The following is a 25,812-nucleotide window of genomic DNA, read 5'->3' on the forward strand; positions in this document are numbered from 1 at the left end:
AACCATTTTGATTAATGACTTCAAAAGCCCCAAATACTCCTGCACATTCAGAATTCTCTTTTAAATATTCTATTTGCTTTATAATTCTATCACTTATCATTATATCATCCGAAGCAAATGAACAATAATACTCCCCTCACACCATTCCAATGCTTCGTTCAATGTTGCACATAAACCTTTATTTGGCCTATATCTAAATTCAAAACGTGTAAACCTTTTTTACACGCTTCAAGCATTTCTTTTATTTTTAAAACAGAATTATCTTTTGAACCATCATCAATAATAATTAGTTCAATATTTTGGTAAGTTTGACTTATTACGCTTTGAATACAATCTTGAACGAAATCCCCATGATTATAACAAGGTATAACAACAGAAACTAAAGGCTGGCTGCCACTATTCATACTGCACCCCTTTCTTTTAAACTTTTAAAAACAAAAATACTCATAATTATCCAATATACTCCGTAGTTAACCAAATGGGCGATAGACACCCCTTCAAATCCAAAGAGATGGGTACACAGATAAGTTAATAATATTGAAGTTATTGCAAATAAAATTTCAGTTGTCACAAATAATTTAGTCATAGCCTTACTTAACATTAAATATGCAAGTATCCAACTACCAATTTTTAAAGAATCGCCGATCATCTGCCAAAGAAATAAGTCACGCATTGGCAAAAAATTTTTAGTAAAAAGAATAGCTATAATCCAGTCTCTAAAGAAATATACAACCAGACCTCCCATAACAGCCAAAGGAAAGATAAATTTATATCCTAAGTAAACTTCTGACTTAATTTTCTCAATTTTCGATAATTCTGAAAGCCTTGGCAAATAATATACACCCAGTGTTGTAGTGACTAACATTAGATATGCTGCACTTAAGCGTATCATCGCCTCCCAGTAGCCTGCATAAACCACACCATACTCATGTGTTAGATAACCACGAATAATCATTTGAGAAAGAGGAACACAGACTGCGCTAACTAACGCCATCAAAGCAAAAGCTGCAAATTTTTTAGCAATCGCTTTATCTATTTTTCCAAATAGATAAGACAACTTAAACCAGTTAGCTTTGTAACATAAAAATAGCGTTATTAAGAAAGCTAAAGACTGATAAATTGAAAGTGCAACCAAGGCACCATATAAACCGTATTTTATTGCCAAAAGGCTTGTTACAGCTAAAGAAAAAATACTACCTACAATATTTGCGGCTACCAACCTCAGAACTTCTTTTTTCCCATTTAAAATAGCCAAAAAAAGAGCATTGAAAGTAAAAAAGGTCAAAAATAAAGCAAACCAAACAAAAATACTTTGATAAAGATCAGTATGGAAGATATAAACTGAAAGTTGTTTTTGAAAAATTAATATAATTAATGAAAAAACAAGCTAAAAAGTAAGATGACACTTCCCGCTGTTTTCCATATATTTCGCTGTTTAGTTTCATCCTCATAATACTCAGCTGTATACTTAATAACCGCAGTATTAATTGCACTTCCAGCAAAAGTTGTCACCATTTGTATAAAATTTTGAAACTGACCAATTGCTGCATAACCAGCAGGGCCAACATAAACAGCCAAAATTTTATTAAGTAGAAACATAGTTGCTGTTTTAATTAAAACAGCAACTCCATTTAACTACACTTGTTTTAAGTAAATTCATTTAAACTTTAAAACTATTGCAAAGCTGAATTACTTTCTCAGCCTCTTCCACACTTAAAGTAGGGCTAATAGGTAAGCTCATTACCTCAGCATGAATCTGTTCAGATATAGGGTAGTTTAAATCATTCCATTCTTTATAAGCCTGCTGTTTATGCGGCGGAATAGGATAATGAATTAATGTTTGTACAGCTTGTTCTGCCAAGTACTTTTGTAAAGCCTCACGATGCTCAGTACGAATCACAAATAAATGCCAAACATGCTGTTGATATTTCTCAGCATCTTTATGTTCCAATGGCAGCTTAATTAAAGGATTTACTATATTCTGTAAATACAATTGTGCAATTTTACGGCGATGAGCTACTTCATGATCCAAATATTTCAATTTAATATCTAGCATGGCAGCCTGCATCTCATCAAGGCGGCTATTTACGCCAGGCACTAAATTTTTATATTTTTCGTGGGAACCATAATTTCGAAGTGCGCGTAACATCTGCGCAAGCTCTTCATTATTCGTCGTTACAGCACCTGCATCTCCTAGCGCCCCCAGGTTTTTGCCAGGGTAAAAGCTAAAGCCTGAAGCATCCCCCCAATTTCCAGCTCTTGTTCCGTTGATTTCAGCGCCATGAGACTGTGCTGAATCTTCTAAAACAAGCAAATTATGTTGATTTGCAATTGTCATAATTTCAGGCATTTCTGCCAATTGTCCGTATAGATGGACGGGTAAAATGACTTTTGTTTTTGGAGTGATTGCCGCTTCAATCTTTTTAGGATCGATATTATAAGTATTAATATCTGGCTCAACCAAAATCGGGGTCAGATTGTTTGCAGTAATCGCCAAAATACTCGCAATATAAGTATTTGATGGGACAATCACCTCATCACCATCTTTCAGTTTCCCCAACTCTTTCCATGCACGAAGGGTCAGAATCAAGGCATCTAAACCATTTGCCACACCAATTGCAAATTTCACTCCACAATAATCCGCAAAGTTTTGCTCAAATTGGGCTAACTCATTACCACCTATATACCATCCAGAGTCTATAACACGAGTACAAGCTTCAATTAACTCTGCACGATATTGGCCATTGATATTTTTTAAATCTAAGAAGGGAATCATTATTTCACATAGCCTTTAATAATCGCAGGATTTCCTACCACAATTGCTTTTTCTGGGACATCTTTGGTTACGACTGCACCAGCACCAACCAATGCATTCTGACCAATTCTTATCCCTGGCAAAATAGTAGCATTGGCGCCTATACTTGCACCTTGTTCAACTACAGTCTTTAAGAATTCATCAGGATATTGTTTTGAGCGAGGAGTTTTATCATTTGTAAAAGTAACGCTAGGGCCAATAAAGACATTATCTTCTAATGTAATCCCATCCCAAACGTAAACACCAGATTTGATTGTAACGTTATCGCCGATTTGTACATCATTTTCGATCATCGTATGTGCACATATATTACAATTTTCGCCAATAACTGCTTGTGGGAAAATCACACTATATTGCCAAACTTTTGTTTTTTGACCAATGTTCTTAGATTTAACATCTGATAATGGATGAATATAAGGCTGATTTACAACCTGAAGAAATTCATTATAATTTCGAATATAATCTTGTTCTGTAAAATGTTCACTCGCCAGCACCAACAACACACAATCTTCTGAAAAATCATGCATTTCACGCCAGATTAGCCCTTCAATAACAAGGCCTTGAGTGGGGTTATCTAAAATAACGTCTTCTTTGACAAACCCATTATCCAAAATGAATCTGCAACTGCCTTTCAAACATATTGCAACTTGTCTTAGATCAATATGGGCATGAAAACCACGCGGTTTTGTTGAGGTTTTAAAGATGTAATACAAACGTTTTACATCAAAAGGAATTGATTGATTAGATTCAATCGCAACCAAGCCACCTCTTTCATCGCCAAAGCTTGGCAAGTCAATTAATTTTACAAGGCTCATTTTATTCAGTTACCAACGAAATCAAATACTGTCCATAGTCATTTTTACTCATACTTTGGCCAATTTCTAACACCTGAGCTTTCGTCAACCAACCATTATTTAAAGCAATTTCTTCGAGACAAGCGACCTTATAACCCTGACGCTTTTCAATGGTTTCAACAAACTGTGCTGCTTCAAGCAGACTGGCATGTGTACCTGTGTCTAACCAAGCAAAACCACGTCCAAGTAACTCAACATTAAGATCACCACGGTCTAGATACATTTGGTTCACTGTCGTAATTTCCAGTTCACCACGATCTGAAGGTTTCACTTGTTTAGCAATTTTTACGACGTCATTATCGTAAAAATAAAGACCTGTAACCGCAAAGTTTGATTTTGGCTGTTTTGGTTTTTCTTCTAATGAAATAGCTCGTTTTTGCTCATCAAACTCAACAACACCAAATCGCTCAGGGTCTTTTACTTGATAACCAAAGACAGTTGCACCTTTTTGGCGTGCCACGGCTTGACGTAGCATTGGTGTAAAACCTTGTCCATAGAAAATGTTGTCGCCAAGCACTAGACAGACATTACTTTCGCCAATAAATTCTTCACCAAGAATAAATGCTTGAGCCAAACCATCTGGGCTTGGTTGAATCGCATAGCTTAGCTCAACACCGAACTGTGAGCCATCACCCAGTAGGCGCTTAAAACCCTCTATATCTTCTGGGGTACTAATGATGAGAACCTCACGAATACCAGCCAACATCAACACAGACAGTGGATAATAAACCATTGGTTTATCATAAATGGGTAACAGTTGTTTTGAAACGCCTTTTGTGATGGGGTACAAACGTGTCCCTGAACCACCAGCTAAAATTATACCCTTTGTATTCATTATGCTCTTACACCTAATCTTTCTCTTTGGTAACTGCCATCTTGTACCCGACGACACCATTCCAAGTTATTTAAATACCACTCAACAGTCTTTCTAATACCTGTTTCAAATGTTTCCTCTGGCTTCCAGCCTAAATCTTTTGCAATTTTTGAAGCATCAATTGCATAACGTAAATCATGTCCTGGGCGATCCTTTACGAAAGTAATTAATGTCTCATAAGATTGGTGATTATGTTGTGGTTTTAATTGATCTAAAATTTTACAAATTGTTTTTACAACTTCTATATTTTGCTTCTCATTGTGACCACCGATGTTATAAGTTTCTCCGACTTTTCCTTCAGTCACAACTTTATACAACGCCTTGGCGTGATCTTCGACGTATAGCCAATCACGAATCTGATCACCCTTACCATAAATAGGTAAAGCCTTGCCGTCCAGCGCATTTAAGATCACTAGCGGTATCAGCTTTTCAGGGAAATGGTACGGCCCATAATTGTTTGAACAATTCGTTACCACTGTTGGTAAGCCATACGTTCTATACCAAGCACGCACTAAATGATCAGAGCTTGCTTTACTCGCTGAATAAGGTGAACTTGGCGCATATGAGGTTGTTTCAGTAAATAAGTCCGTTGTACCCTCTAGATCACCATAAACTTCATCTGTTGAGATATGATGAAATTTAAAAGAAGTTTTCTTCTCTTCATTTAATTGTAACCAGTACTTACGTGCAACCTCTAATAGCGTATAAGTTCCAACAATATTAGTTGTAATAAACTCAGCAGGGCCATCAATAGATCGATCAACATGTGACTCAGCAGCAAGATGCATAACAGCATCCGGTCTAAAATCTTCAAAAATTTCTGTTAAACGGTCACCATCACAAATATCAACTTGTCGAAAATGATAACGTGGATCCTGATCAATTTCTTTTAATGATTCCAAATTCCCAGCATAGGTGAGCTTATCTACATTGAGTACTTCATCACCCGTATTTTTTATAATGTGACGTACCACAGCAGAACCAATGAATCCAGCCCCACCAGTTAATAATATTCGCATACTTCTACCATATCTTAAAATTTGACCGCATCTTAAGCTTTAAACATTAAATTATTGAGACATTAAAGTTGCACAGTTTTAGCAGTCGAGCCCTATTTTGCTGCATCATATAACAAATTTTGTCACTTTGTTAAGATAACTTTTTATAGTTTTATTAGATTCAGTCATTAGGGTCTTCTAGGAGTCCGTACTGCACAGTTTCACTTTCTGATACTAACTAATTATATAAATTAAAGATAAAGCTAATTTCTATAAAAGAAGACCATTTTTCGTATCATGTACAGCAACTACTTCATACATGATTGGCACCACAACAATTATACAAACCAACTCTCTAAATAATTCTAGACAAACGCTGTAAACAGCAAAAATTAAAAGAATACAGATAACGGAATAGCTTATATAAAATTAAAACCTACTTTTCAGATACTTATATTAAAACGACATTAAGAACTTCTGTAAAAATACCACCATATACTGTTTTATCAACTGTTTAGAAGCCCTAGAATCTTTAAATACATTGAACATTTTTATAACTTTTACTAACGAAAAGAGTGTTATGATTTTCGCTGCTTTTCAGCTAAAATCGGGACACTTTGTGTTCTCTGATGATTGGCAATAAAGAATCAGGGTTTAACAGATAAAATATAATTAAGGGTTTCATGTGAAGTACAAACAGCTTTTCTCAATTCTTGCAATCAGTCTTAGTACTGTGAGTTGCGCAATAACTTCTGGTCTCCAAACCTATGATTTACCAAGTGAGGGAAGCTATAAGACCGACCAAGGTGCCAATATTGCCGTTGTTCAACTTACGCAAGAAAACTTACTCAATCAAATTAATGAGAATAATTCTCCTCAAAAAAATCTCGGCCCCTTATTTAATACACAGCATTATCAATATCGTTTAAGTGCCGGCGATGTGCTTTCTATTCAATTATGGGCTTATCCAGAAATTACTCCGCCAGTCAATAATATTAATAATACTGAATCGGCTCAAGCAAGCGGATACCCAATTGATACCAATGGAAATGTGCAGCTTCCATTAGTCGGCCAAGTGCATGTCGCAGGAAAAACACTCCCTGAGATTAATCGCTTTTTACATAGTCAATTCGCAAAATATTTAAAAGCACCAGATATTGTAGTTCGTGTTCTATCCTACGAGGGCAATCGCTATTTTGTGAATGGTCAGGTGATGCGTAGTGGTCAATATACGTTAAAAGACCAACCGATTAGTTTATATACCGCATTAGGTATGGCTGGAGGGATCAACACTCAATCTGGCGATACCACTTCTATTCAACTTATTCGGAATGGCCTTACCTACGATTTAAATCTTATTGCCCTTGAAAAAAATGGCTATTCTTTACATAAGCTCTTGATTCAGCCGAATGATACTATTTTTGTAAATACCAAGCAAAATCAAAAACTTTATGTCATGGGTGAGTCGAGTCGTAGTCAAGCAATCAGTCTGCGCGACCAAGGTATGACCTTAAGTGATGTGCTTGGAGAAAGTGAAGGTATTAATCCGTACTCAGCAAGTGCAGCACGTATTTATGTGATGCGTACAGACCTCAGCACTCATAAATCTACTGTCTATCATTTAAATCTTAGTAATTTCGGCAACTTGGCATTAGCCAATCAATTCGCAATGCAGAAAAATGATATTGTTTATATTGATGCAACTGGTCTCACTCGCTGGCAGCGCATCATGAGTCAAATCATTCCTTTCTCTAGTGCCTTATATAGTTTTGATCGATTGGGTAAAAACTAGAATGCAATTACAAAATATCTTAGTTGTCTGTGTCGGTAATATCTGCCGAAGTCCAATGGCAGAGTATTATTTAAAAGTCCAACATCCAACTTTAAACATTTCATCGGCGGGTATTGCAGCACTTGTCGGAAATCCAGCTGATGCCAAAGCAATTCATTGTATGGATCAAGTGAACATCGATATGCGGGCACATGTTGCTCGCCAGCTCAATGCTGAACTCATCAAGCAAAATGATCTCATTCTGGTCATGAGTAATAATCAGCAAAAGCATATCGAACAAACTTGGCCATTTGCAAAAGGGAAGGTTTTCCGGTTAGGACATTGGCAAGAAAAAAATGTGCCTGACCCCTACCAACATGACCAAGCATTTTTTGATCAAACTTGTCATAACATTGAAAGCTATGTGCAAGATTGGCGTACCCGATTATAATTCTGTATTAGTTGTAAACCTATGAATCAAAATTCTAAAATTAGTGAAGATACGATTGATTTAAAAGAGTTATTCTTTTCGTTGATCGCGCAATGGAAAATTATTGCACTTTGTGTAATTTTAAGTTTAATTTGCGCAATGCTGTATCTACGCGTCACATCAGATATATATGCTGTAGATGCTATGGTACAAGTTGAAGATAGTAAAGGCGCAGCATCGGCAGCACTACTGGGTGATCTCTCTAAAGTGACTGGTGGCTTAGGCCAAAAGTCACCTGCAGATGCTGAAATGGAAATTTTACGCTCTAGAATGGTTCTAGGTCAGGTGATCCACAACCTTAATCTTGATATTACAATCAAAGATAATACATCAAGCGTCGTGGATAAACTTTTATCCCAGACTAAAAGCAAACTTACATATCAACATGATGCTGTAACATATACAAAACAGCAGAATAGCCTAATTATTAAAAGACTGGCTGTACCGGAATATTATTTAGATAAACCATTGAAATTAGAATTTAAAGATGCCAATCATTTTAATTTTATCTATAAAGACCAAATTGTATTTAATGGTAAGCTCAATCAAAAAAATAGCTTAGAAACAAATAAAGGCTTATGGGACGTCGAAATTAAAGTACAAGGTGAACTGCAAAAACAGAGCTATACTTTATCTAAGCTTGCTCTACCAACTGCAGTTAAAAATTTTAATGACATATATTCTGTTGCAGAAAAAGGAAAAATGACAGGTGTTATTGGTATCAACTATCTGGGGCAGGATCCAGAACAAATCACTCAAATCCTCAATAATGTCTTAAGCGTATATCATCAACAAAATATTGAACGCAAGTCATTAGAATCTAAACAAACTTTGGTTTTTTTAGAAAAGCAACTCCCAGAGCTTAGAAAACAGTTGGAAGACTCTGAGATTAAGTTTAACCAGTTCCGTGAAAAATATAAAACAGTTGATGTAAATACTGAATCAGAGCTGTTACTGAAACAAAATATTGACCTAGAAAAGTTAAAAATCGAATTACAGCAAAAACAAGCTGAACTGTCTGCCAAATATACCAATGATCATCCATTAATTCGTCAAATTGATGCGCAGGTCACTGAGCTGAATAAAAAAATTGCTGATCTAAACAACCGTCTTACTCAGCTTCCTGAAACACAACGCCTCTATTTACAACTGTATCGTGATGTAAAAGTAAATACGGAGTTATATACCTCATTACTCAACTCATACCAACAATTGAAAATTGCCAATGCAGGTGAAATTGGCAATGTACGGATTATTGATACGGCTGTAGAACCTGTTAAACCGATTAAACCACGAAAACTGATTGTCTTAATTTTATCAATTTTTGTTGGTGGATTTATTGGCGTGTTAATTGCTCTGATTCGGAAGATGTTTCAAACAGGGGTTAAGGATTCTGCTCAAATCGAAAATGAGTTTGACCTACCTGTTTATGCCACTGTACCTCGCTCACCTATTCAGGAAACTCGTATGAGTATCCTGAAAAAGAAAAAATCGATTCCTATTTTGGCAGTTAAACATAGTGATGATATTGCCATTGAAAGCTTGAGAAGTATTCGAACCGCAATCCATTTTGCTTTGAGCAGTGCCAAAAATAATATCATTATGATTTCTGGTCCAGCGCCAGAAGTTGGTAAATCCTTTGTCTCGACCAACCTTGCAACAATATTCGCGCAAAGTAATAAACGCGTATTACTGATCGATGCCGATATGCGTCGTGGCTATATGCATAAATACTTTAACCTAGAGGTAACGCCAGGCCTATCAGAACTGTTAAGCCAACAAGTTAGCTTAGAACATGTTCTGCATAAAACGAATGTTGAAAATTTAGATGTGATTAGTCGGGGTAAAAGTCCAACCAATCCATCTGAAATGCTAAGCTCAACCTTCTTTAAAGAGCTTTTAGAAACACTGAGCCCGCTCTATGATCATATCATTATTGATACACCACCCGTTTTAGCAGTTACTGATGGGATTATTATTTCACAATACGCTGGTGTCAATTTAATGATTGCTCGCTACGCAAAATCTCAAATGAAAGAACTAGAACTGAGTGTTAACCGTTTTGAGCAAGCTGGGGTTAAAGTCAATGGCTTTATTCTCAATGACATTCAACGTTCGAGTGCCGGAGGTGGATATAACTATGCTTATGCCTACACGGCGCAAAAAGATAATTAATATCTTCTAATTGAATGTGCAAAGCCAGATCTCCGGATCTGGCTTTTTATTTGACACCTGCAAACATAAATCTTATAAAAAACACACGCATTTTTGCGGTTAATTATTCAATGCCCTAGCCTATACATGCTAAGATCAATGCCATATTTTTTATCAAAATCTCACTTTGGGACATCTCATGAGTAAAGCTTTACCTTTCGTTGTCGCGGTCGTTTTAGGCGGTGCAGCGCTCGTTCCTGTATATTATGCGACTAAACATCCGGCAACTGAACTTGGGGCCAAAGCTGATAAAAATGCAGCGCCTGTCGCGAAAATCAGTTATGCATTGGGCTATGAAGTTGCTAAGCAAACACCACCTGAATTAGAAACCAGCGCCTTCATTACCGGTTTCCGTGACGGACATGGACAAAAACCTGCTGCTTATACAGAAGAGGAACTACAAGCCGCTTATGTTGAGTTCCAGAAAGAAATGCAACAAAAACAGCTCAATGACAGTAAAAAAGTTCAAGCAACTAACAATAGCTTCCTAGCAGAAAATGCGAAAAAAGAAGGCGTGAAAACTACGGCTTCTGGTTTGCAATATAAGATCACCAAAGAAGGTACAGGTAAACAACCGACGGCCAGTTCTGTGGTAAAAGTTCACTACAAAGGCCAGCTCACCGATGGTAAAGTCTTTGACAGCTCTTATGACCGTGGTGAGCCAATTGAATTCCCACTGAACCAAGTCATTCCAGGTTGGACTGAAGGCTTACAACTAATGAAAGAAGGCGGTAAGGCCACGCTTTATATTCCTGCAAACTTAGCTTACGGTGAGCAAGGTGTTCCTGGTTCAATCCCACCAAACAGCACATTAATTTTTGATGTAGAATTAATCGCGGTAAAATAAATTGATATAAGGAGAGCTTGTGCTCTCCTTTATTTTTGGAAGAAAGAATGAAAAGACTCGGTTTAATTTTAATTGCCTCAACCATCGGAACGGTTTACGCAGCACCTATTACACAAAAAAGCCCACAAAAAGATCAGCTTGGCTATAGCTATGGTTATCTGATGGGTCGAGGTAATGCTGAAACTTTAAAAGATTTGAATATGGATGCCTTTGTACAAGGCTTAAAAGAAGCGATTCAAGGGAAAAATGCCTCCTTAACGGATGAGGAAATGGCCAATGTTCTCAGCCAATATAAAAAGCGCTTGGAAGCAAAGCAACTGGTTGAGTTTCAAGAACAGGCCCAAAAAAATGATCAGGCAGGTAAAGCCTTTTTAGCTGAAAATGCGAAGAAAGCAGATATCGTCACAACCAAATCAGGCCTGCAATATCAAGTTTTACAGCAAGGCAAAGGCAAAACACCAAAGGCTACATCTACAGTGAAAGTAAATTATGAAGGGCGTTTGCTTGATGGTACCGTTTTTGATAGCTCTATTGCACGCAACCATCCGCTTGAGTTTAAGCTTAGCCAAGTGATTTCAGGCTGGACCGAAGGTGTGCAAACCATGAAAGAAGGGGGCAAAAGCCGTTTCTTTATTCCTGCCAATTTAGCATATGGTGATGTTGGCTCTGGTGATGCAATTGGCCCCAACAGCACTTTAATTTTTGATATTGAACTGCTCGAAGTTAAATAATAAAAAAACCCTCCTTCACGGAGGGTTTAATTTTTCAGTCATATCCTTAAGCTTTTAAATGTCGAGGACGGAAACCGGTCACCAACAATCCAATCACATAAGCCATTACGCCGACCACACACAAACCGACCACCTCTGCGATACGTAACCATTGCGAGATATCGCCTTGGTACCACGTTAAACCATACCAAAGTGCAGCGATCATGGTGATATTGGCCACGGCATATTGAAATGCTAATTTCTTCCAGTGCCCACCAAAACGATAAATATTGCGTTTATGTAAATAGAAATACAGCATCCCTGCATTCACCAAAGCAGAACCTGAAGAAGCAAGCGCTAAGGCCATATGCTCTGCATGCCAATCAATCAATTTAAAGAAGCCAATAAAAATCACGTTTAAAATAGCATTGGCTGCGACCGCCATTAAACCGACACGAACGGGTGTTTTGGTATCTTGCTGTGCGTAAAAACCTGGTGCAAATACTTTGATTAACATAAACGAGATCACCCCCGCACTCATACATTGCAAGGCCAATGCTGTCATTCGGGTATCTTCTAAAGTGAACTCACCTCGTTGGAACAAGGCCTGAATAATTGGTGTCGAGAGCATAAACAGCGCAATACTCGATGGAATCCCCACCAACAAAATAATCTTGGCAGCCCAATCAATCATATTTCTAAATTTAGCTTGATCTTGTTCCGCATGACGCGCAGACAGCGAAGGTAAAATCACAGTACCAATTGCCACACCAATCAAACCGAGTGGCAGTTCAGTCATACGTTCCGCACTGTACAACCAGGACACCGAGCCATCCTGCATGAATGAAGCCCAAATGGTGTTCAGTAATAAATTAATCTGCGTGACCGAAACACCAAACAAAGCAGGAAGCATTAATTTTAAAATGCGATCCACGCCTTCATGCTTGAAGTCCACTTTAGGCGGAATCAGTAAATTCTTCTTCCATAATTCAGGAATCTGGATCGCCAACTGTAAAACACCTGCAACCACGACAGCCCAACCTAAGGCCATAATTGGTTCCGCCATATACGGCGTCAGCCACCACGCCCCTGCAATCATCGCGACATTCAGCAACACTGGTGAAAATGCAGGTGATGCAAATGAGCCATAACTGTTTAGGATACTGCTGGCAAAAGCCGTCAATGACATAAACATTAAGTAGGGAATGGTCAGGCGGAACATATCCACAGCAAGCTCAAACTTCTCTGGATCGTTATGGAAACCTGGCGCATAAATATAAATAATTGCGGGTGCAGCCACCATCGCCACAAAGGTCAGCAATGACATTGCCGTCAGCAAACAACCAAATACCCGACTAATTAAAATCTGGACTTCGGCGTGCGCTCGACTGGTTTTGTATTCCGTTAAAACAGGAATGAAAGCCTGAGAGAAAGCCCCCTCGGCAAATAAGCGCCTGAAAAAATTGGGAATACGAAAGGCAACGACAAAAGTATCGAAGTCCTTACCGGCACCAAATACATTGAGCAGCACCACATCACGTACTAAACCCAACACTCGAGATAACATCGTCATTGCACTGACAATTACAGTCGATCGCCACAATGCCATCGCATTCACCTACGGCTTATCTTTTAAAAAGCGTTATTGTAATGAAAGTCCAAATAAATTTTGTTATCAAATCATAAATCCGATGAGATTTTTTTAGATAACTTTTGTTTAACCAACAAGTTTCGGAATAATTGCCAATCAAAATATTCACCTGGATCGGTTTTACGATTTGGCGCAATGTCCGAATGGCCTGCAAGATGCTGTTGAATCTTTGGATAAGCCTGTTGCAACGTGCTGACCACTTCAACTAAAGCTTGATATTGTTCAGGCTCGAAAGGTAAATCATCACTGCCTTCTAGCTCAATCCCAATGGAATAATCATTACATTCTTTCTGAGCAAGATAACTAGAACGCCCTGCATGCCAAGAACGATCATTAAAATTTACAAACTGAATCACCTCCCCTGTCCGCAAAATTAGCAGATGAGTAGACACTTTCATTCCTTCAATCGTTTGAAAATAAGGATGCACAGACCAATCCAGTTGATTCTGAAAGAATTGCTGAATATAACCACCACCGAACTGTGAGGGTGGCAAACTGATATTGTGGATGACAATCAGTTGAATCTCGGTATCGGCAGGACGTGCATTAAAATTGGGCGATGCAATCTGTGTTGCGCCGACCAATACACCGTCTTGTACTTGAGCAAATCTAGCGTGTTGCATGAGGACTCGAATCAGCAATTTAATCTTTACAGCAGCCATTCTGCCATGCTTTATCTAGAATAATCGAGATGAAATGCTTATTTTTTACGATGGGAGTGCTAATATAACGCACACGTTTTTTAGTCAAACATACACTGGAACTGGTATGAGTATCGCCCAATCTTTGCTTGAACACTCTATTCAAATCAATATTCAACAAGCATTACAAGAAGATATTGGGGACGGCGATATTACCGCCATGCTTACACCAGTTGATGAACAAGCCACTGCGACTATTATTAGCCGTGAAGAGATGGTGCTGGCAGGCCAGCCTTGGGTCAATGCCTTAATTCAGACTTATGACAGCTCAGTTGAGGTGACTTGGTTAAAACAGGAAGGTGATGTTGTTGCCGCCAATGAAGCCTTTTTAAAACTGGCTGGTTCAGCACGCAGTTTGCTCACGGTAGAACGCCCAGCATTAAATTTCATTCAAACCCTGTCCGCTGTTGCAACGAAAACAGCAAGCTATGTCAAACAGCTTGATGGTTTACATACCAAACTACTGGATACACGTAAAACCTTGCCGGGTCTCCGTATTGCTCAGAAATATGCAGTTGCGATCGGCGGCGGTCAAAATCATCGTTTAGGTTTGTTTGATGCCTTCTTAATTAAAGAGAATCACATCATGGCCGCAGGCGGTATTGCGCAAGCGATTCGCAAAGCGCATGACATTGCACCAGGTAAACCCGTCGAAGTGGAAGTCGAAACTTGGGATGAACTGAATCAAGCGCTTGAAGCGGGTGCTGATATTGTCATGCTGGATAATTTCAGCCAGCAGCAAATGATTGATGCAGTCAAGCATGTAGCAGGTCGTTGCAAACTGGAAGCCTCAGGCAATATCACCATCGACAATTTACGTGAAGTTGCGACCACTGGAGTCGATTACATCTCTATGGGGGTATTGACGAAAGACGTACGTGCAGTTGATTTATCAATGCGTTTTAACGCTTAAGCCTGATCTTGTTCTTGCTTTACAGGCTGTTGCTGAGCAACAGTCTCTGTTTGAATCGATTGCGTTGTTGCTACTCGCTCACCCCACGCTGATTTGGCCTCGGTCGAATTAGCTGGTCGTGGATCCGCAGCCATTAAAACAAATGTAACTGCCGTAAGTAAAACCAGAAAAATTTGTAGCATCATTATCCCTTTATGATCTTCGTTTCAATTTTTGCCTAATCTATCAAAGTAAAATGAGCCAAATCTGAGGACTGTGTAACAGCATGCAACCGCACCGTGATCTCTTGTTGAAGATAATAGGGTTTTGTCGGCATTGGTTAAATGTATGTAAAGCCACATCAAGAAACAGGTCTATTCATTCAGCACGAAGCAGCCCAAACCTTCTTGGGCTGCTCTTGGTTCAACTGGATTGAACTGCTTTTATGAATCCGTAAATCCCATATATGGATCAGAAATAGAGTCCTCATTGGTCTCCATACGACCCGCAAAACGGCGGCTATAACTTGGATCATTTTCAATCGTGACAGTAAAATCATACCAGCCACCAAATTCAGACATATCCCAACTTAGTTCTTTTTCAGTTGCAGCCGTTTCAATTTGCCAGATCTTCTTCGGTAAGTAAGCATTGGCTTTAATGACCAGTTTAGCGGTTTGGGCCGCATCATTACGGACCTTTAACAACAGCTTCGGATCACACGCTTCCATACAGACACGAATTTCTGGCAGCGCCTGAATCTGTACTGCCTGCGTCAGCTTACCCGCAAAACTGCGATGAAACCCATTTGGCCCCAATACCCACAAATCATATTGATTGTCTTTACTCTGCCAAACATCATCCAGTTGCTTGCCTGCCTCCACCATATAGCGGCGTGGTACAGCATCTAGATTCAACTTATCATAGACATGGAAAACTGCAGCATGTGTGCCTGTATTCGAGAACATCAGTTTGACGGTTTTCGCTGTGGCATCGACTTTGGCACTGGTGTGTAAGACATAAGGCAATGCACGCGATGGGCGAATCCCCATCTCTTGTACAGGATAAGTCTGAGTTAAAGGACGGCTGACCTGTGCTAAACGCTCCTGCGCTTTACGAATCGCATCTGCTTCAGCCTGACTCTTTTTACCAGATAAGTCTGGTACAGGCAGTAAATTAGGTGTTTTAAAATTAAATGCCGAGGTTAAATCTCCGCATACAGCACGACGGTATGGGCTAATATTCGGCTCTTGTACCCCAAAACATTGCTCCAGAAAACGAATCACAGAGGAATGATCAAAGACTTGTGAATTCACCCAGCCACCGCGGCTCCACGGTGAAATGATATACATCGGCACACGAATCCCTGGTCCATAGACCCCGACACCATTACTGACTTTAGGATCAGTAAAGTTCGGTTGTCCCGTAGAGGCTTTGGCATGCGTTGCATATTCATAGGACATTTGTTCTTTGCTCAGCGTCGACTTGCCATAGACCGTGCCTGCTGTATCCATTGACGGTGCACTTGGTGAAGGCACATGGTCAAAGAAACCATCATTTTCATCAAAATTAATCAAGAAAACCGTTTGGCTCCAAAGTTCTGGGCGTGCAGTGAGGGCATTCAGGACTTCTTGGATATACCATGCCCCTTGTACAGGGCTCGATGGACCAGGATGTTCACTATAGGTCGCAGGTGCCACCAACCAGCTCACTTGTGGTAATTGGTCCTTGGCAATGTCTTCTTTAAATGTTCCGAGAAAACCGCCATCGGGCATGGTATTGGCAATGCCTTTATACAGCGGTTGGCTGGCATCAATCGCTGGGTCATAGGCTGGGCAAATGGTGCTGTTATTCACGGGCTTGCCAGATAACTCATTGGCACGACGATACTGTTTAAACCCTGCCAATGGGTTATCGGTAAAGTTGTCGGGCATGTTCTGATAAACTTTCCAGCTCACGCCAGCTTGCTGCAAACGCTCGGGATAAGTAGTCCAGTCATAGCCTGTAGTCGATGGACCAATCTCATCGAGATCATTGACTACACTGGCCACATTGGCTCCTGTTGGACCATTAGTTCCTGTCCAGATAAACATACGGTTGGAATTGGTACCGGTATGCATGGCACAGTGATAAGCATCACATAGGGTAAAAGCATTAGCCAAGGCAAACTGGAATTCAACTTCCTGCTGTTTGTAATAACCCATCGATTGGGGTTGCTTGTATTGTACCCAGTTACCCATGCGCCCATGATCCCAGGCATATTGCCCATCAGTCCATGAATGCGGTGTACCGCTCACCCGTTGCGCGTTGCCACGGCTACTGTCCAAATGATAGGGATAAACTTTATTCTGCTTGGCGTCGTATTGTTCCCACACTTTTCGGCCTTGGCTCAGCGGAATAGTGAAACGATCACCGAAACCACGTACTCCCTTCAACGTACCAAAATAATTATCAAAAGAGCGGTTTTCCTGAGTCAAGATCACCACGTGTTTGACATCTTTAATGGTGCCAGTTTCTACCTTGGCATCAATCGCAAGCGCTTTTTGAATACTCATTGGGAAACTGGTCAGCGCGGCTGTACCAAATAAGGCTTTGGTTGAATTTAATAAAAAGTCACGACGATTCATTTATAAATTTCCTTATTTTTATTGTTAGGGTGCACAGTGGATTTTGCAGCTGGGCTGTGGCGGCTGCGGGTTTGACGTTGAATTATTATTGTCGTCACTATCGTTACAGGCACTCAGTAACAAGCAGCTCCCAGCAAGTAACGCTAAAAAGAAATTTCGCATTTGACTATCCGTTAAATATCAGTGCAGATAGTCAATACAATCTAAATGACAGTTCGATGATGATTTGATCGCAATTCGATGACAAAAAACAGATAAAAAAAGGCGGTCTAAAAAACCAGACCGCCCGCACTATCAACTGGAATTTACCAACCGAGTGCCTGCTGTTGCTTTTGAATCAATTGCGCGATTCCTTTTTCGGCAAGCTCTAACATGGCATTGCACTGCTGGCGCGTAAACGGTTTATCTTCTGCCGTTCCTTGAATTTCAATAAATTCACCCGCCTGTGTCATCACCACGTTTAAATCAGTTTGGCAATTTGAATCTTCTTCGTAGCATAAATCGAGTAGTACTTCGTCTTGATACATCCCGACTGAAATTGCTGCGACTAAGCTTTTTAATGGATCTTGTTTAATTTTCTTATTGCTGAGCAATACATTCATGGCATCAACCAAAGCCACGGCTGCACCCGTGATCGCTGCAGTACGCGTACCACCATCGGCTTGGATCACATCACAGTCGATGGTAATCGTGTTCTCACCCAATTTCTTCAAATCCACCATGGCACGCAAGCTACGACCAATCAGGCGTTGAATTTCCTGAGTACGACCCGTTTGCTTTCCACGCGCCGCTTCACGATCGCTACGGGTATGAGTAGAACGCGGCAACATGCCATATTCCGCAGTGACCCAACCTTGACCCTGACCTTTGAGGAAACGAGGTACTGAGTTGTCAATGCTCGCGGTACACAATACTTTGGTATGACCAAACTCAACCAAAACCGAGCCTTCTGCGTAACGAGTATAGTTACGGGTAATCTTGACCTCACGTAATTGGTCTAATGTTCTTTGGTCAATACGCATAACAATTCCTTAAAACTATGGCTCAAATATCATTGCGCCATAGTATAGCTCAATTACACGTGCTTTCAGTTTTACTTATTCGTTACAATTCACCGAATTAAGCAAACTTGAACTTGGCTTTGAGTTGGCTCCAGCCTTGTCCCAACTGTGCTGACAGATCATTTGGCAATGAACATTTGGCTAAGCGTACCCACACCGTCCAGAACTGTTTCATGAAGTTCGCTTCGTTATAGTTCACCCCATATTCAGCACATAAAGCCCTGATTTTTGGTGCGACTTGTTCATAACGATTGGCTGGCATATCTGGGAACAAATGATGCTCGATCTGATGACTCAAGTTACCACTCATAAAGTGCATCCATTTGCCACCCGTGAAGTTACTTGAACCCCGAATCTGGCGAAGATACCACTGCGCCTTGGTTTCGTTCTCGGTATTATCCGCTTCAAAGGTTTCAGCATCTTCAGTAAAGTGACCATTAAAAATCACCGCAGATGACCACACGTTGCGCATGATATTCGCCACTGCATTGCCTGCTAATACCGGAATAAAGTTAATGGTGGCAATCGCTGGGAAGAACACATAGTCTTTCAACACTTGGCGTCTGGCTTTTTTTCGGAACTCGGCCGCATCCGCCCAGACCTGTTTCCAGCTTTTGGTTTTATACACCAGTGCATCTTCTAAATGCAGATTTTGTACACCAACATACCACTGGAAAAAGAACATTAACTGCAAGGCCAATGGGATATTGGCCAAATGACGTACTTCCCACTTTTGATCTTCAGTCACGCGTAAAATGCCATAGCCCACGTCGTGATCCTTACCAACAATATTGGTATAGGTATGGTGCATGTAATTATGCGTGTAACGCCAGTCATTACCCGAACAGGTATTGTCCCAATCGTAGTCTTCGCCACGCAAGCTTGGGTCATTCAGCCAGTCAAACTGACCATGCATCACATTATGGCCCAGTTCCATATTCTCGACGATTTTAGAAACACCGAGCATCGCGGTTCCCAACAACCATACCGGTGGAATCCAGCCACCGAACATCAACATGCCACGTGACGCAATTTCGGTATAACGAACAAAATTACGGACTTTATAGATATATTTTGAATCCTGTTCGCCGAGATTCTGCATCACCTCTAAGCGAATTTGCTCAACACGGCGACCAAATGCCTCAACCTGTTCAGGGGTTAAATGCGCTGACTTTGATACGGTCTTAAATTCTAATGCCATATTCATGGTGTTCATCCTCAAATATCTTTGTTTTTATAGATCAATGGTGACTGGGCTTAAGGCCTGGCTGACACATAACTTGATCGGACGATTTGGTTGGTCATCAATTTCACCCGTGATGACGTTCTGAGTAACGCCACTGACTTTGGTACAGCTACAGCGGTTACATACGCCCATGCGGCAACCATGTTGTGGACGTAAACCGGCTTGCTCTGCACTACTCAGCAGATTGGTCGTGGCAATAAAATTTTGCTGTGCGCGACGGAAACTAATCGGTTGAGCCTCACTGGAATGCTCGATTTGTACAGGTTGGAAAAATTCTTGATGGAAGTTTTCCGCGGCACCCTGCTGTGCATAAATGTCTTGTGCTTGGCGCATCATACTGTGATGACCACACGCATACGCTTTTAGATCTTTAAAATTCGGAACTAACTTTTCTAACAATGCAGTATCTAAATGTTGTTTTTGTTCAGCAGTATTAAAGAAGTGATAGTGCAACTGCGGATATTGTTCAGCTAAAGCTAAAATCTCTTGATGAAACACTTCAGCGCGATTGAAGTACAACACATGAATTTCTTCGAGTTGCTGTTGTAATGCTTGTTGCAATAAAGAATAGATCGCGGTAATGCCTGAACCCGATGCAATCAGCACGGCGGGTTGCTGCCCCTGATGTAAGACAAAGTCACCCTGTGCCTGAGAAATCTCAAAGTGATCGCCAACACGAAGTTGCTGAGCAGCTTTAGACACCACCCCTTGGACTTTGATGCCCAAGCGAATTTCGCCTTGAGACGTCACATCAATAATTGAATAACTACGTTGCTGATACACCCCATGAATCATCAGCGTAATCAACACGCTTTGCCCCGCTTGGACTTGGCGAACATCAAAATTATGATTGGGCTTTAAGGTCAATAACACCATATCTGCACTGAGTGGCTGTACCGCAGTGACTTCTGCAAGCGTACGCTTCCAAGCAAAGGTTGGTTTGATTTTTTGCAAAATAAAATCAACAAAATCTTCACGAATCCAATGGGGTTGATAACTTAACTCTGCGTTCATACGTTCCTCGTTTTGTATCTGGCTATTTATATTGAGTGAACAAATGTTCATATAGTGAACATATGTACACTATATTTATTTGTGTTCACTGAGTCAACACTTGTTCACCAGTTTTTTGGATAATTTTTATACTTTTTGATAAGCCATTTAAAATAAGGAAAAAATAAAGAAATTGACGCATGCATCAAGCTCAAAGCCCAACCTGTGCTGATCAGTGAAAGATCAAAAACATTGGCATTTTGCAATGGACAAAGACTAAAAAGTTTCTGTTTTTTTTGCTAGACTCTGCTGTACGGTTTCAATGAGTCTTATTCATGTCGATTAGAGATGAACGAAAACAACAGAGTCGGCAGGCTCTACTGGATGCAGCACTTCACCTCAGCACTGCTGGGCGCTCATTTAGTAGCATTAGTTTGCGCGAAGTTGCTCGCGAAGTAGGTTTGGTGCCTACGGCGTTTTATCGTCATTTCCAAGATATGGACGCACTTGGGCAAGAGCTAGTTGACCAAGTCTCTTTACATTTAAAAAGTTTGATTCATCAATTGGGACAAAGCTACTTACAGCATAGTGGTTCTGCCAAAACCCGAACCAGTATTGAATTGTTTGTACAAGCCGTTAATCATAGCCCGCAACAATGGCAGTTTATGATTGCAGAACGCTGGGGTGGTTCAGAGACGGTACGTATTGCCATTGCCCGTGAAATTGAGTTTTTAATTGAAGATCTGGCCATTGATCTGTGCAAACTGGAAACCTTTAAACATATTAAAGAGGCCAAAGACTTGCAGGTACTGTCGACCATTTTGATTAATATGTCGTTTACATGGGCCATGACCTGGATCAATCTGCCGAAACAATTCACCATTGATCATTTACTTGAGCAACAGAACCTGTTTATTGACAATGCCGCGACTCAAGTCCGCTTATTATTCAGTGGGATCTCGAATTGGGAACCCCAAAACGCCTGACCCGATCCAAACCAAAGTTTGATATATAAAAGCATTGCTTAGCGTTATGATGAATTAGACACCAATGCAAATGCAGTGTAGAACACTATGAGGAGCTTATAAGCATCATGAATCCTGATCGTCATACTCAGTTCTTAATTCGTAAAGAAAAAATTTTGCAGGTTGCGGAAAAGCTGTTATTAGAAAACAACCAAGAAATGACCCTAGATGAACTGGTGGCTGAGCTGGATATTGCCAAGGGAACCTTATACAAACATTTCCGCAGCAAGAATGAATTGCTGCTGGAGCTCATTATTCAAAATGAAAAAGAAATTTTAAAGATTTCAGATAAATATAACACTGATGTCAAAGAGTATGCGCCACGCTATATGCTTTATCATTTAACCTCACCGAGCCGTACCATTCTGCTACATCAGTTAGAAGAACACCTCACCATGACCGAGTCGAAGTTAAAGCATCTATTTGATGAACTTTACGCCATTCGTCAGCAACGCATTGTGTCATTAAAAGACATGACCGAAAAATATTTAAAATCACAAAATTACGATATGTCGATTCGGGACTACCTGTCTTATATCTGGTCACTGACCTATGGTGCAGCCTTATTACTGAACTCAAGCTATTACCAGCGTTCAATCGGCTCACGTGAGAAGTTAATCAACCTCTATGTCAATCAGGCCCTGTCCCTACCGACACAAAAAGTTCAGATTGATTTAAAAGACTTACAGATCGATCAAAACTAAATCAAAAAAGGACTGCAATCGCAGTCCTTTTTTGTTGGAGACAGCTCTAGATTATTTCGCTTGACGCTCTTTTTCCAATAAATAATCAACCACCTGGGTTACTTTTCCATCTTCACCCTGCACTACATATTTACCATTCACGACCACGGCTGGCACGCCCGTCAACTGGTATTGCTGCGCCAGTTTATTTGATTCGGCAATTTTTGCCGTGATCGGGAATGAGTTAAACATGCTGTTAAATTTCTGCTCTGGCACACCGTAACGCGCAAAGAATTTTGCTTGCGACGCTTGGTCAAAAATCTGCTGACCGCCGTCATGAATCGCATGGAATAACGGAATATGGGTTTTCTTGCGCACACCCAGTGCTTCAGACACATAGTAACCGCGTGCCCCTTGTTCCCAGACCTTATTCATTGCCGCAGGTGTACGGAGGAAATAAACATCTTTTGGAATTTGCTTTAACCATGTTTGCATATGTGGCTCAAGCTTGAAGCAGTGCGGACAGCCATACCAGAAGAACTCGCGCACTTCGAGTTGTCCAGCAGGTGCTGAGGTTTTGCCTGGATTGGCAATCACGGTATAGTCTTTACCAGCCACAAAATCTGCTGCCATCGCATTCATTGAGAATGCCAATGCAACTGCACTTAAACCACCTAATACTAACTTTTTCATTGGCTTTGCTTTTCCTCTAAGCATTTTTCGTAAGTTTATATGCTAAATATAAAACAAACACGAGCAATTCGTTTTGCTTCTGTGAAGTTTTTTATTGGATTTATCGCTTTTTTTACCAGAATCGCTACACTAAGCTAAATTCAGACTCAAAACATTCTCTGAAACTAGATACTCGACAACGTCATCTGCAACCTGCGGGCTATCTACAATATATTGTTTTTGCAATAGATTGGATAAATGCAAGAAGTGAACAGGTTTTGCAGATGACAATGGTTTTGCCTACTTTTCCCGAAAGAAAAGTAGGTCGAACCGAAGGTCTATCCTGAAGCTGGATGAGAACTCAGCAAGACACTGCAGAGTTTAGTATTCTAGGATTCGATCAACAACACATCTCCATAAAATATTGATAGAGGTACTTCCATGTCGCAATTGAATGTTGACCCGCAAGAAATCGCAAAATTTGAAGCATTGGCTGCCAAATGGTGGGATCAACATTCTGAATTCCGCCCACTTCATCAAATCAATCCCTTACGTCTCAATTGGGTCGATGAACGTGTTGGTGGCTTGGCGGGCAAGAAAGTGCTCGATGTCGGCTGCGGTGGCGGTATTTTGGCTGAAAGCATGGCGCGTCGTGGTGCCGATGTCCTCGGTATCGATATGGGTGAAGCCCCTCTTGCTGTCGGTCGTTTGCATGCGCAACAAGACAATGTGCAAAACATTGAATATCGTCAAATCCCGGTTGAGCAACTGGCGCAAGAGCAAGCAGGTCAATACGATGTGGTGACCTGTATGGAAATGATGGAACACGTGCCTGATCCGGCCTCAATCGTGAAAGCCTGCCAAACGCTGGTTAAGCCAGGCGGTCATGTGTTCTTCTCGACCATTAACCGTAACCCTAAATCGTATTTATTTGCGATTATTGGGGCGGAATATGTGCTGCGTTTATTGCCTAAAGGCACGCATGACTATCATAAATTCATCCGCCCTTCAGAAATGGCGCATGATATTCGCAATGCCGGGCTTAGCCTGAAAGAAATGACGGGCTTACATTATAACCCGATTACCAAACACTACTGGTTAGCACCGAATGTGGATGTGAATTACATGGTGCATACCACCAATGCAGGTGCCCAATGAAAGCGGTTTTATTTGACCTCGATGGCACCCTGATCGACACCGCTGCGGACTTTATTCGTATCATCCAGCAAATGTGTCGGGATGAACAACGTCCCATGGTCGATGCCGATACCATCCGCACTCAGGTGTCGGAAGGCGCACGTGCCATGGTAAAACTGGTCTATCCTGAATTAGAGGTCACAGATCCGGTATTTTTAGCACATCGGCAACGCTTTTTAGATGTGTATGGTGACAATATTGTGGTCGATACCGACCTGTTTTCAGGGATGTATCCTTTGCTTGAGGAACTTGAAGCACATCAGATTCCGTGGGGCATTGTGACCAATAAACCGCGTGGTTTAAGTGAATCGTTATTGGCCAAACTGGATCTGACTGAACGCTGTGCGGTCTTGGTCTGCCCAGAAGATGTCAGCAAAACCAAACCCGATCCTGAACCCATGTATTTGGCTGCCAAACAGCTCGAAATCGATGCTCAAGACATTATCTATGTCGGTGATCATCCACGAGATATTGATGCAGGTCGCCATGCCGATATGTATACCATCTTGGCAGCCTACGGTTATTTACCGGTAGAATCACGTGATGATCTTGCTGCTTGGCAGGCGGATGCCATCATTCATAGCACTGCTGAACTGCACCAACTGCTTAAACAGAAAATCACGGTGTTGTCAGAAAATCAGGGTATGATGGGCTCAATTTAAATTTTTGTAGATAAGAACAGGAGGCATAACAATGAACTATTCAGAATATCAACCTCGTCCAGATTTACTGAAAGATCGTATTATTCTCATTACAGGTGCGGGTGATGGGATTGGCCGGGCTGCAGCGATGAGCTATGCCTTGCACGGCGCAACGGTGGTCTTGCATGGCCGTACGTTAAATAAACTTGAAGTGATCTATGATGAAATTGAAGGCTTAGGTGCACCGCAGCCTGCGATTTTACCCTTACAGCTTTCAACTGCATCAACCCACGATTATGAGCTGTTGGTGAGTACCCTAGAGCAACAATTCGGTCGTCTGGATGGTATCTTGCATAATGCGGGCATGCTGGGTGATCGGGTTGAGCTGGCCCATTACCCTGTTGATGTTTGGGATGATGTCCTGGCTGTGAATTTACGTGCCCCTTTTGCCCTGACTCAGGCTTTGTTGCCTTTACTGGAAAAATCTGAGCACGCTTCTGTGGTTTTTACCAGTTCAAGTGTTGGTCGTGAGGCACGCGCTTTATGGGGTGCTTATTCGGTCTCTAAAGTAGCCACTGAAGCCATGTGTAAAATTTTTGCTGCAGAAAATACTTATCCGAATATTCGTTTTAACTGCATCAATCCAGGAGGAACCCGTACCGCAATGCGGGCCAAAGCCTATCCACAAGAAGATCCAAAAGTTCTTCCAACGCCAGATAGCATTATGCCTGCCTATCTATACCTCATGGGTGATGATAGTTTAGAGATGAATGGGCAAAGTATTGATGCCCAAGCTTAAATTCCATCATTAGAATAATTCTAAATAACATTGGACACGGTGCCTAAAACTGCT

General features: G+C 40.9%; 24 protein-coding genes and 1 pseudogene. 11 read left to right on the forward strand and 14 right to left on the reverse strand.

Annotated features, from left to right (window positions below; translation table 11 throughout):
• Positions 1 to 158: 158 nt before the first annotated feature.
• From NQU59_RS03030 to rfbB, 6 genes and pseudogenes are all read right to left on the reverse strand, one after another.
• Positions 159 to 404, reverse strand: coding sequence for a glycosyltransferase family 2 protein (locus NQU59_RS03030; protein ID WP_257064963.1), 246 nt, complete (start codon positions 402 to 404; stop codon positions 159 to 161).
• Positions 401 to 1,660: pseudogene (locus tag NQU59_RS03035) on the reverse strand (O-antigen translocase). Before NQU59_RS03035 ends, NQU59_RS03030 begins: the two are co-directional and overlap by 4 nt.
• Positions 1,661 to 2,776, reverse strand: coding sequence for a DegT/DnrJ/EryC1/StrS family aminotransferase (locus tag NQU59_RS03040; RefSeq protein WP_257064965.1), 1,116 nt, complete (start codon positions 2,774 to 2,776; stop codon positions 1,661 to 1,663). It abuts the pseudogene before it with no gap.
• Positions 2,776 to 3,630 (reverse strand): WxcM-like domain-containing protein, encoded by an 855-nt coding sequence (locus tag NQU59_RS03045; protein WP_257064966.1) that lies wholly within the window; start codon positions 3,628 to 3,630, stop codon positions 2,776 to 2,778. Before NQU59_RS03045 ends, NQU59_RS03040 begins: the two co-directional genes overlap by 1 nt.
• A gap of 1 nt (position 3,631) precedes the next feature.
• The gene (gene rfbA / locus NQU59_RS03050; protein WP_257064967.1) at positions 3,632 to 4,504 is read right to left on the reverse strand and encodes a glucose-1-phosphate thymidylyltransferase RfbA; all 873 of its coding nucleotides are present in this window, start codon (positions 4,502 to 4,504) and stop codon (positions 3,632 to 3,634) included.
• A complete protein-coding gene (rfbB, locus tag NQU59_RS03055; RefSeq protein ID WP_257064968.1) occupies positions 4,504 to 5,562 on the reverse strand; it encodes a dTDP-glucose 4,6-dehydratase in 1,059 nt (352 codons plus the stop codon). Before rfbB ends, rfbA begins: the two co-directional genes overlap by 1 nt.
• Before the next feature lie 664 nt (positions 5,563 to 6,226).
• On the opposite strand from rfbB, the gene NQU59_RS03060 reads away from it, so the two are divergent.
• The 5 genes from NQU59_RS03060 (at position 6,227) to NQU59_RS03080 (ending at position 11,594) form a co-directional block, all read left to right on the forward strand.
• On the forward strand, positions 6,227 to 7,333 hold the full coding sequence (locus NQU59_RS03060; RefSeq protein WP_257064969.1) for a polysaccharide biosynthesis/export family protein: 1,107 nt from the start codon (positions 6,227 to 6,229) through the stop codon (positions 7,331 to 7,333).
• A 1-nt stretch (position 7,334) separates the two neighbouring features.
• Complete coding sequence (locus NQU59_RS03065; protein WP_257064971.1) at positions 7,335 to 7,763, forward strand: low molecular weight protein-tyrosine-phosphatase; 429 nt, start codon at positions 7,335 to 7,337, stop codon at positions 7,761 to 7,763.
• A 21-nt stretch (positions 7,764 to 7,784) separates the two neighbouring features.
• The gene (locus NQU59_RS03070) at positions 7,785 to 9,977 is read left to right on the forward strand and encodes a polysaccharide biosynthesis tyrosine autokinase (RefSeq protein ID WP_257064973.1); all 2,193 of its coding nucleotides are present in this window, start codon (positions 7,785 to 7,787) and stop codon (positions 9,975 to 9,977) included.
• 178 nt (positions 9,978 to 10,155) lie between these two features.
• Positions 10,156 to 10,863 carry an FKBP-type peptidyl-prolyl cis-trans isomerase gene (locus tag NQU59_RS03075; RefSeq protein WP_005240609.1) on the forward strand — a complete coding sequence of 236 codons (708 nt, stop codon included), beginning with the start codon at positions 10,156 to 10,158 and terminating at the stop codon, positions 10,861 to 10,863.
• 47 nt (positions 10,864 to 10,910) lie between these two features.
• Positions 10,911 to 11,594 carry an FKBP-type peptidyl-prolyl cis-trans isomerase gene (locus tag NQU59_RS03080; RefSeq protein WP_257064976.1) on the forward strand — a complete coding sequence of 228 codons (684 nt, stop codon included), beginning with the start codon at positions 10,911 to 10,913 and terminating at the stop codon, positions 11,592 to 11,594.
• Positions 11,595 to 11,640: 46 nt separating this feature from the next.
• On the opposite strand, the gene murJ is transcribed toward NQU59_RS03080, so the two are convergent.
• Entirely contained in the window at positions 11,641 to 13,191 is a 1,551-nt protein-coding gene (gene murJ, locus NQU59_RS03085; RefSeq protein WP_171057849.1) for a murein biosynthesis integral membrane protein MurJ, read from the reverse strand.
• A 62-nt stretch (positions 13,192 to 13,253) separates the two neighbouring features.
• Positions 13,254 to 13,847, reverse strand: a complete 594-nt coding sequence (gene ampD / locus NQU59_RS03090; protein WP_257066134.1) for a 1,6-anhydro-N-acetylmuramyl-L-alanine amidase AmpD — start codon at positions 13,845 to 13,847, stop codon at positions 13,254 to 13,256.
• Positions 13,848 to 13,992: 145 nt separating this feature from the next.
• Here ampD and nadC point away from each other — a divergent pair, with 145 nt between their 5' ends.
• Positions 13,993 to 14,838: a carboxylating nicotinate-nucleotide diphosphorylase gene (gene nadC / locus NQU59_RS03095; RefSeq protein WP_257064981.1), complete on the forward strand. Its 846-nt coding sequence runs from the start codon at positions 13,993 to 13,995 to the stop codon at positions 14,836 to 14,838.
• Here the strand turns inward: nadC and NQU59_RS03100 are convergent.
• The 5 genes from NQU59_RS03100 to NQU59_RS03120 all read right to left on the reverse strand — a co-directional run bounded on the left by NQU59_RS03100 (position 14,835) and on the right by NQU59_RS03120 (position 20,762).
• Positions 14,835 to 15,020 (reverse strand): ABZJ_00068 family colistin stress protein, encoded by a 186-nt coding sequence (locus tag NQU59_RS03100; protein ID WP_005240618.1) that lies wholly within the window; start codon positions 15,018 to 15,020, stop codon positions 14,835 to 14,837. The genes nadC and NQU59_RS03100 overlap by 4 nt on opposite strands.
• A 240-nt stretch (positions 15,021 to 15,260) precedes the next feature.
• A complete protein-coding gene (locus tag NQU59_RS03105; RefSeq protein WP_005240619.1) occupies positions 15,261 to 17,441 on the reverse strand; it encodes a phosphocholine-specific phospholipase C in 2,181 nt (726 codons plus the stop codon).
• Between the two features lie 305 nt (positions 17,442 to 17,746).
• Positions 17,747 to 18,463, reverse strand: a complete 717-nt coding sequence (rph, locus tag NQU59_RS03110) for a ribonuclease PH (RefSeq protein ID WP_005240621.1) — start codon at positions 18,461 to 18,463, stop codon at positions 17,747 to 17,749.
• A gap of 97 nt (positions 18,464 to 18,560) precedes the next feature.
• Entirely contained in the window at positions 18,561 to 19,703 is a 1,143-nt protein-coding gene (locus NQU59_RS03115; protein ID WP_171057850.1) for a fatty acid desaturase family protein, read from the reverse strand.
• Between the two features lie 33 nt (positions 19,704 to 19,736).
• Positions 19,737 to 20,762, reverse strand: a complete 1,026-nt coding sequence (locus NQU59_RS03120) for a flavin reductase family protein (RefSeq protein WP_257064984.1) — start codon at positions 20,760 to 20,762, stop codon at positions 19,737 to 19,739.
• A 314-nt stretch (positions 20,763 to 21,076) separates the two neighbouring features.
• On the opposite strand from NQU59_RS03120, the gene NQU59_RS03125 reads away from it, so the two are divergent.
• Together NQU59_RS03125 and NQU59_RS03130 are read left to right on the forward strand one after the other, a co-directional pair.
• Positions 21,077 to 21,727, forward strand: a complete 651-nt coding sequence (locus tag NQU59_RS03125; RefSeq protein ID WP_005240627.1) for a TetR family transcriptional regulator — start codon at positions 21,077 to 21,079, stop codon at positions 21,725 to 21,727.
• Between the two features lie 107 nt (positions 21,728 to 21,834).
• A complete protein-coding gene (locus tag NQU59_RS03130) occupies positions 21,835 to 22,470 on the forward strand; it encodes a TetR/AcrR family transcriptional regulator (protein WP_004801761.1) in 636 nt (211 codons plus the stop codon).
• 51 nt (positions 22,471 to 22,521) lie between these two features.
• On the opposite strand, the gene NQU59_RS03135 is transcribed toward NQU59_RS03130, so the two are convergent.
• Complete coding sequence (locus NQU59_RS03135) at positions 22,522 to 23,142, reverse strand: thiol:disulfide interchange protein DsbA/DsbL (RefSeq protein ID WP_005240629.1); 621 nt, start codon at positions 23,140 to 23,142, stop codon at positions 22,522 to 22,524.
• Positions 23,143 to 23,562: 420 nt separating this feature from the next.
• Between NQU59_RS03135 and ubiG the strand changes: the two genes are divergently transcribed.
• Genes ubiG through NQU59_RS03150 form a run of 3 tightly spaced genes read left to right on the forward strand, consistent with a single transcriptional unit; the run spans position 23,563 to position 25,758 of the window.
• The gene (gene ubiG, locus NQU59_RS03140; RefSeq protein WP_257064989.1) at positions 23,563 to 24,279 is read left to right on the forward strand and encodes a bifunctional 2-polyprenyl-6-hydroxyphenol methylase/3-demethylubiquinol 3-O-methyltransferase UbiG; all 717 of its coding nucleotides are present in this window, start codon (positions 23,563 to 23,565) and stop codon (positions 24,277 to 24,279) included.
• Complete coding sequence (locus NQU59_RS03145; RefSeq protein WP_005240633.1) at positions 24,276 to 24,980, forward strand: HAD family hydrolase; 705 nt, start codon at positions 24,276 to 24,278, stop codon at positions 24,978 to 24,980. The genes ubiG and NQU59_RS03145 overlap by 4 nt, the downstream gene beginning before the upstream one ends.
• A 31-nt stretch (positions 24,981 to 25,011) precedes the next feature.
• Positions 25,012 to 25,758 (forward strand): YciK family oxidoreductase, encoded by a 747-nt coding sequence (locus NQU59_RS03150; RefSeq protein ID WP_005240635.1) that lies wholly within the window; start codon positions 25,012 to 25,014, stop codon positions 25,756 to 25,758.
• Positions 25,759 to 25,812 lie beyond the last annotated feature (54 nt).

It is taken from the genome of Acinetobacter colistiniresistens (assembly GCF_024582815.1).
Classification (GTDB): domain Bacteria; phylum Pseudomonadota; class Gammaproteobacteria; order Pseudomonadales; family Moraxellaceae; genus Acinetobacter.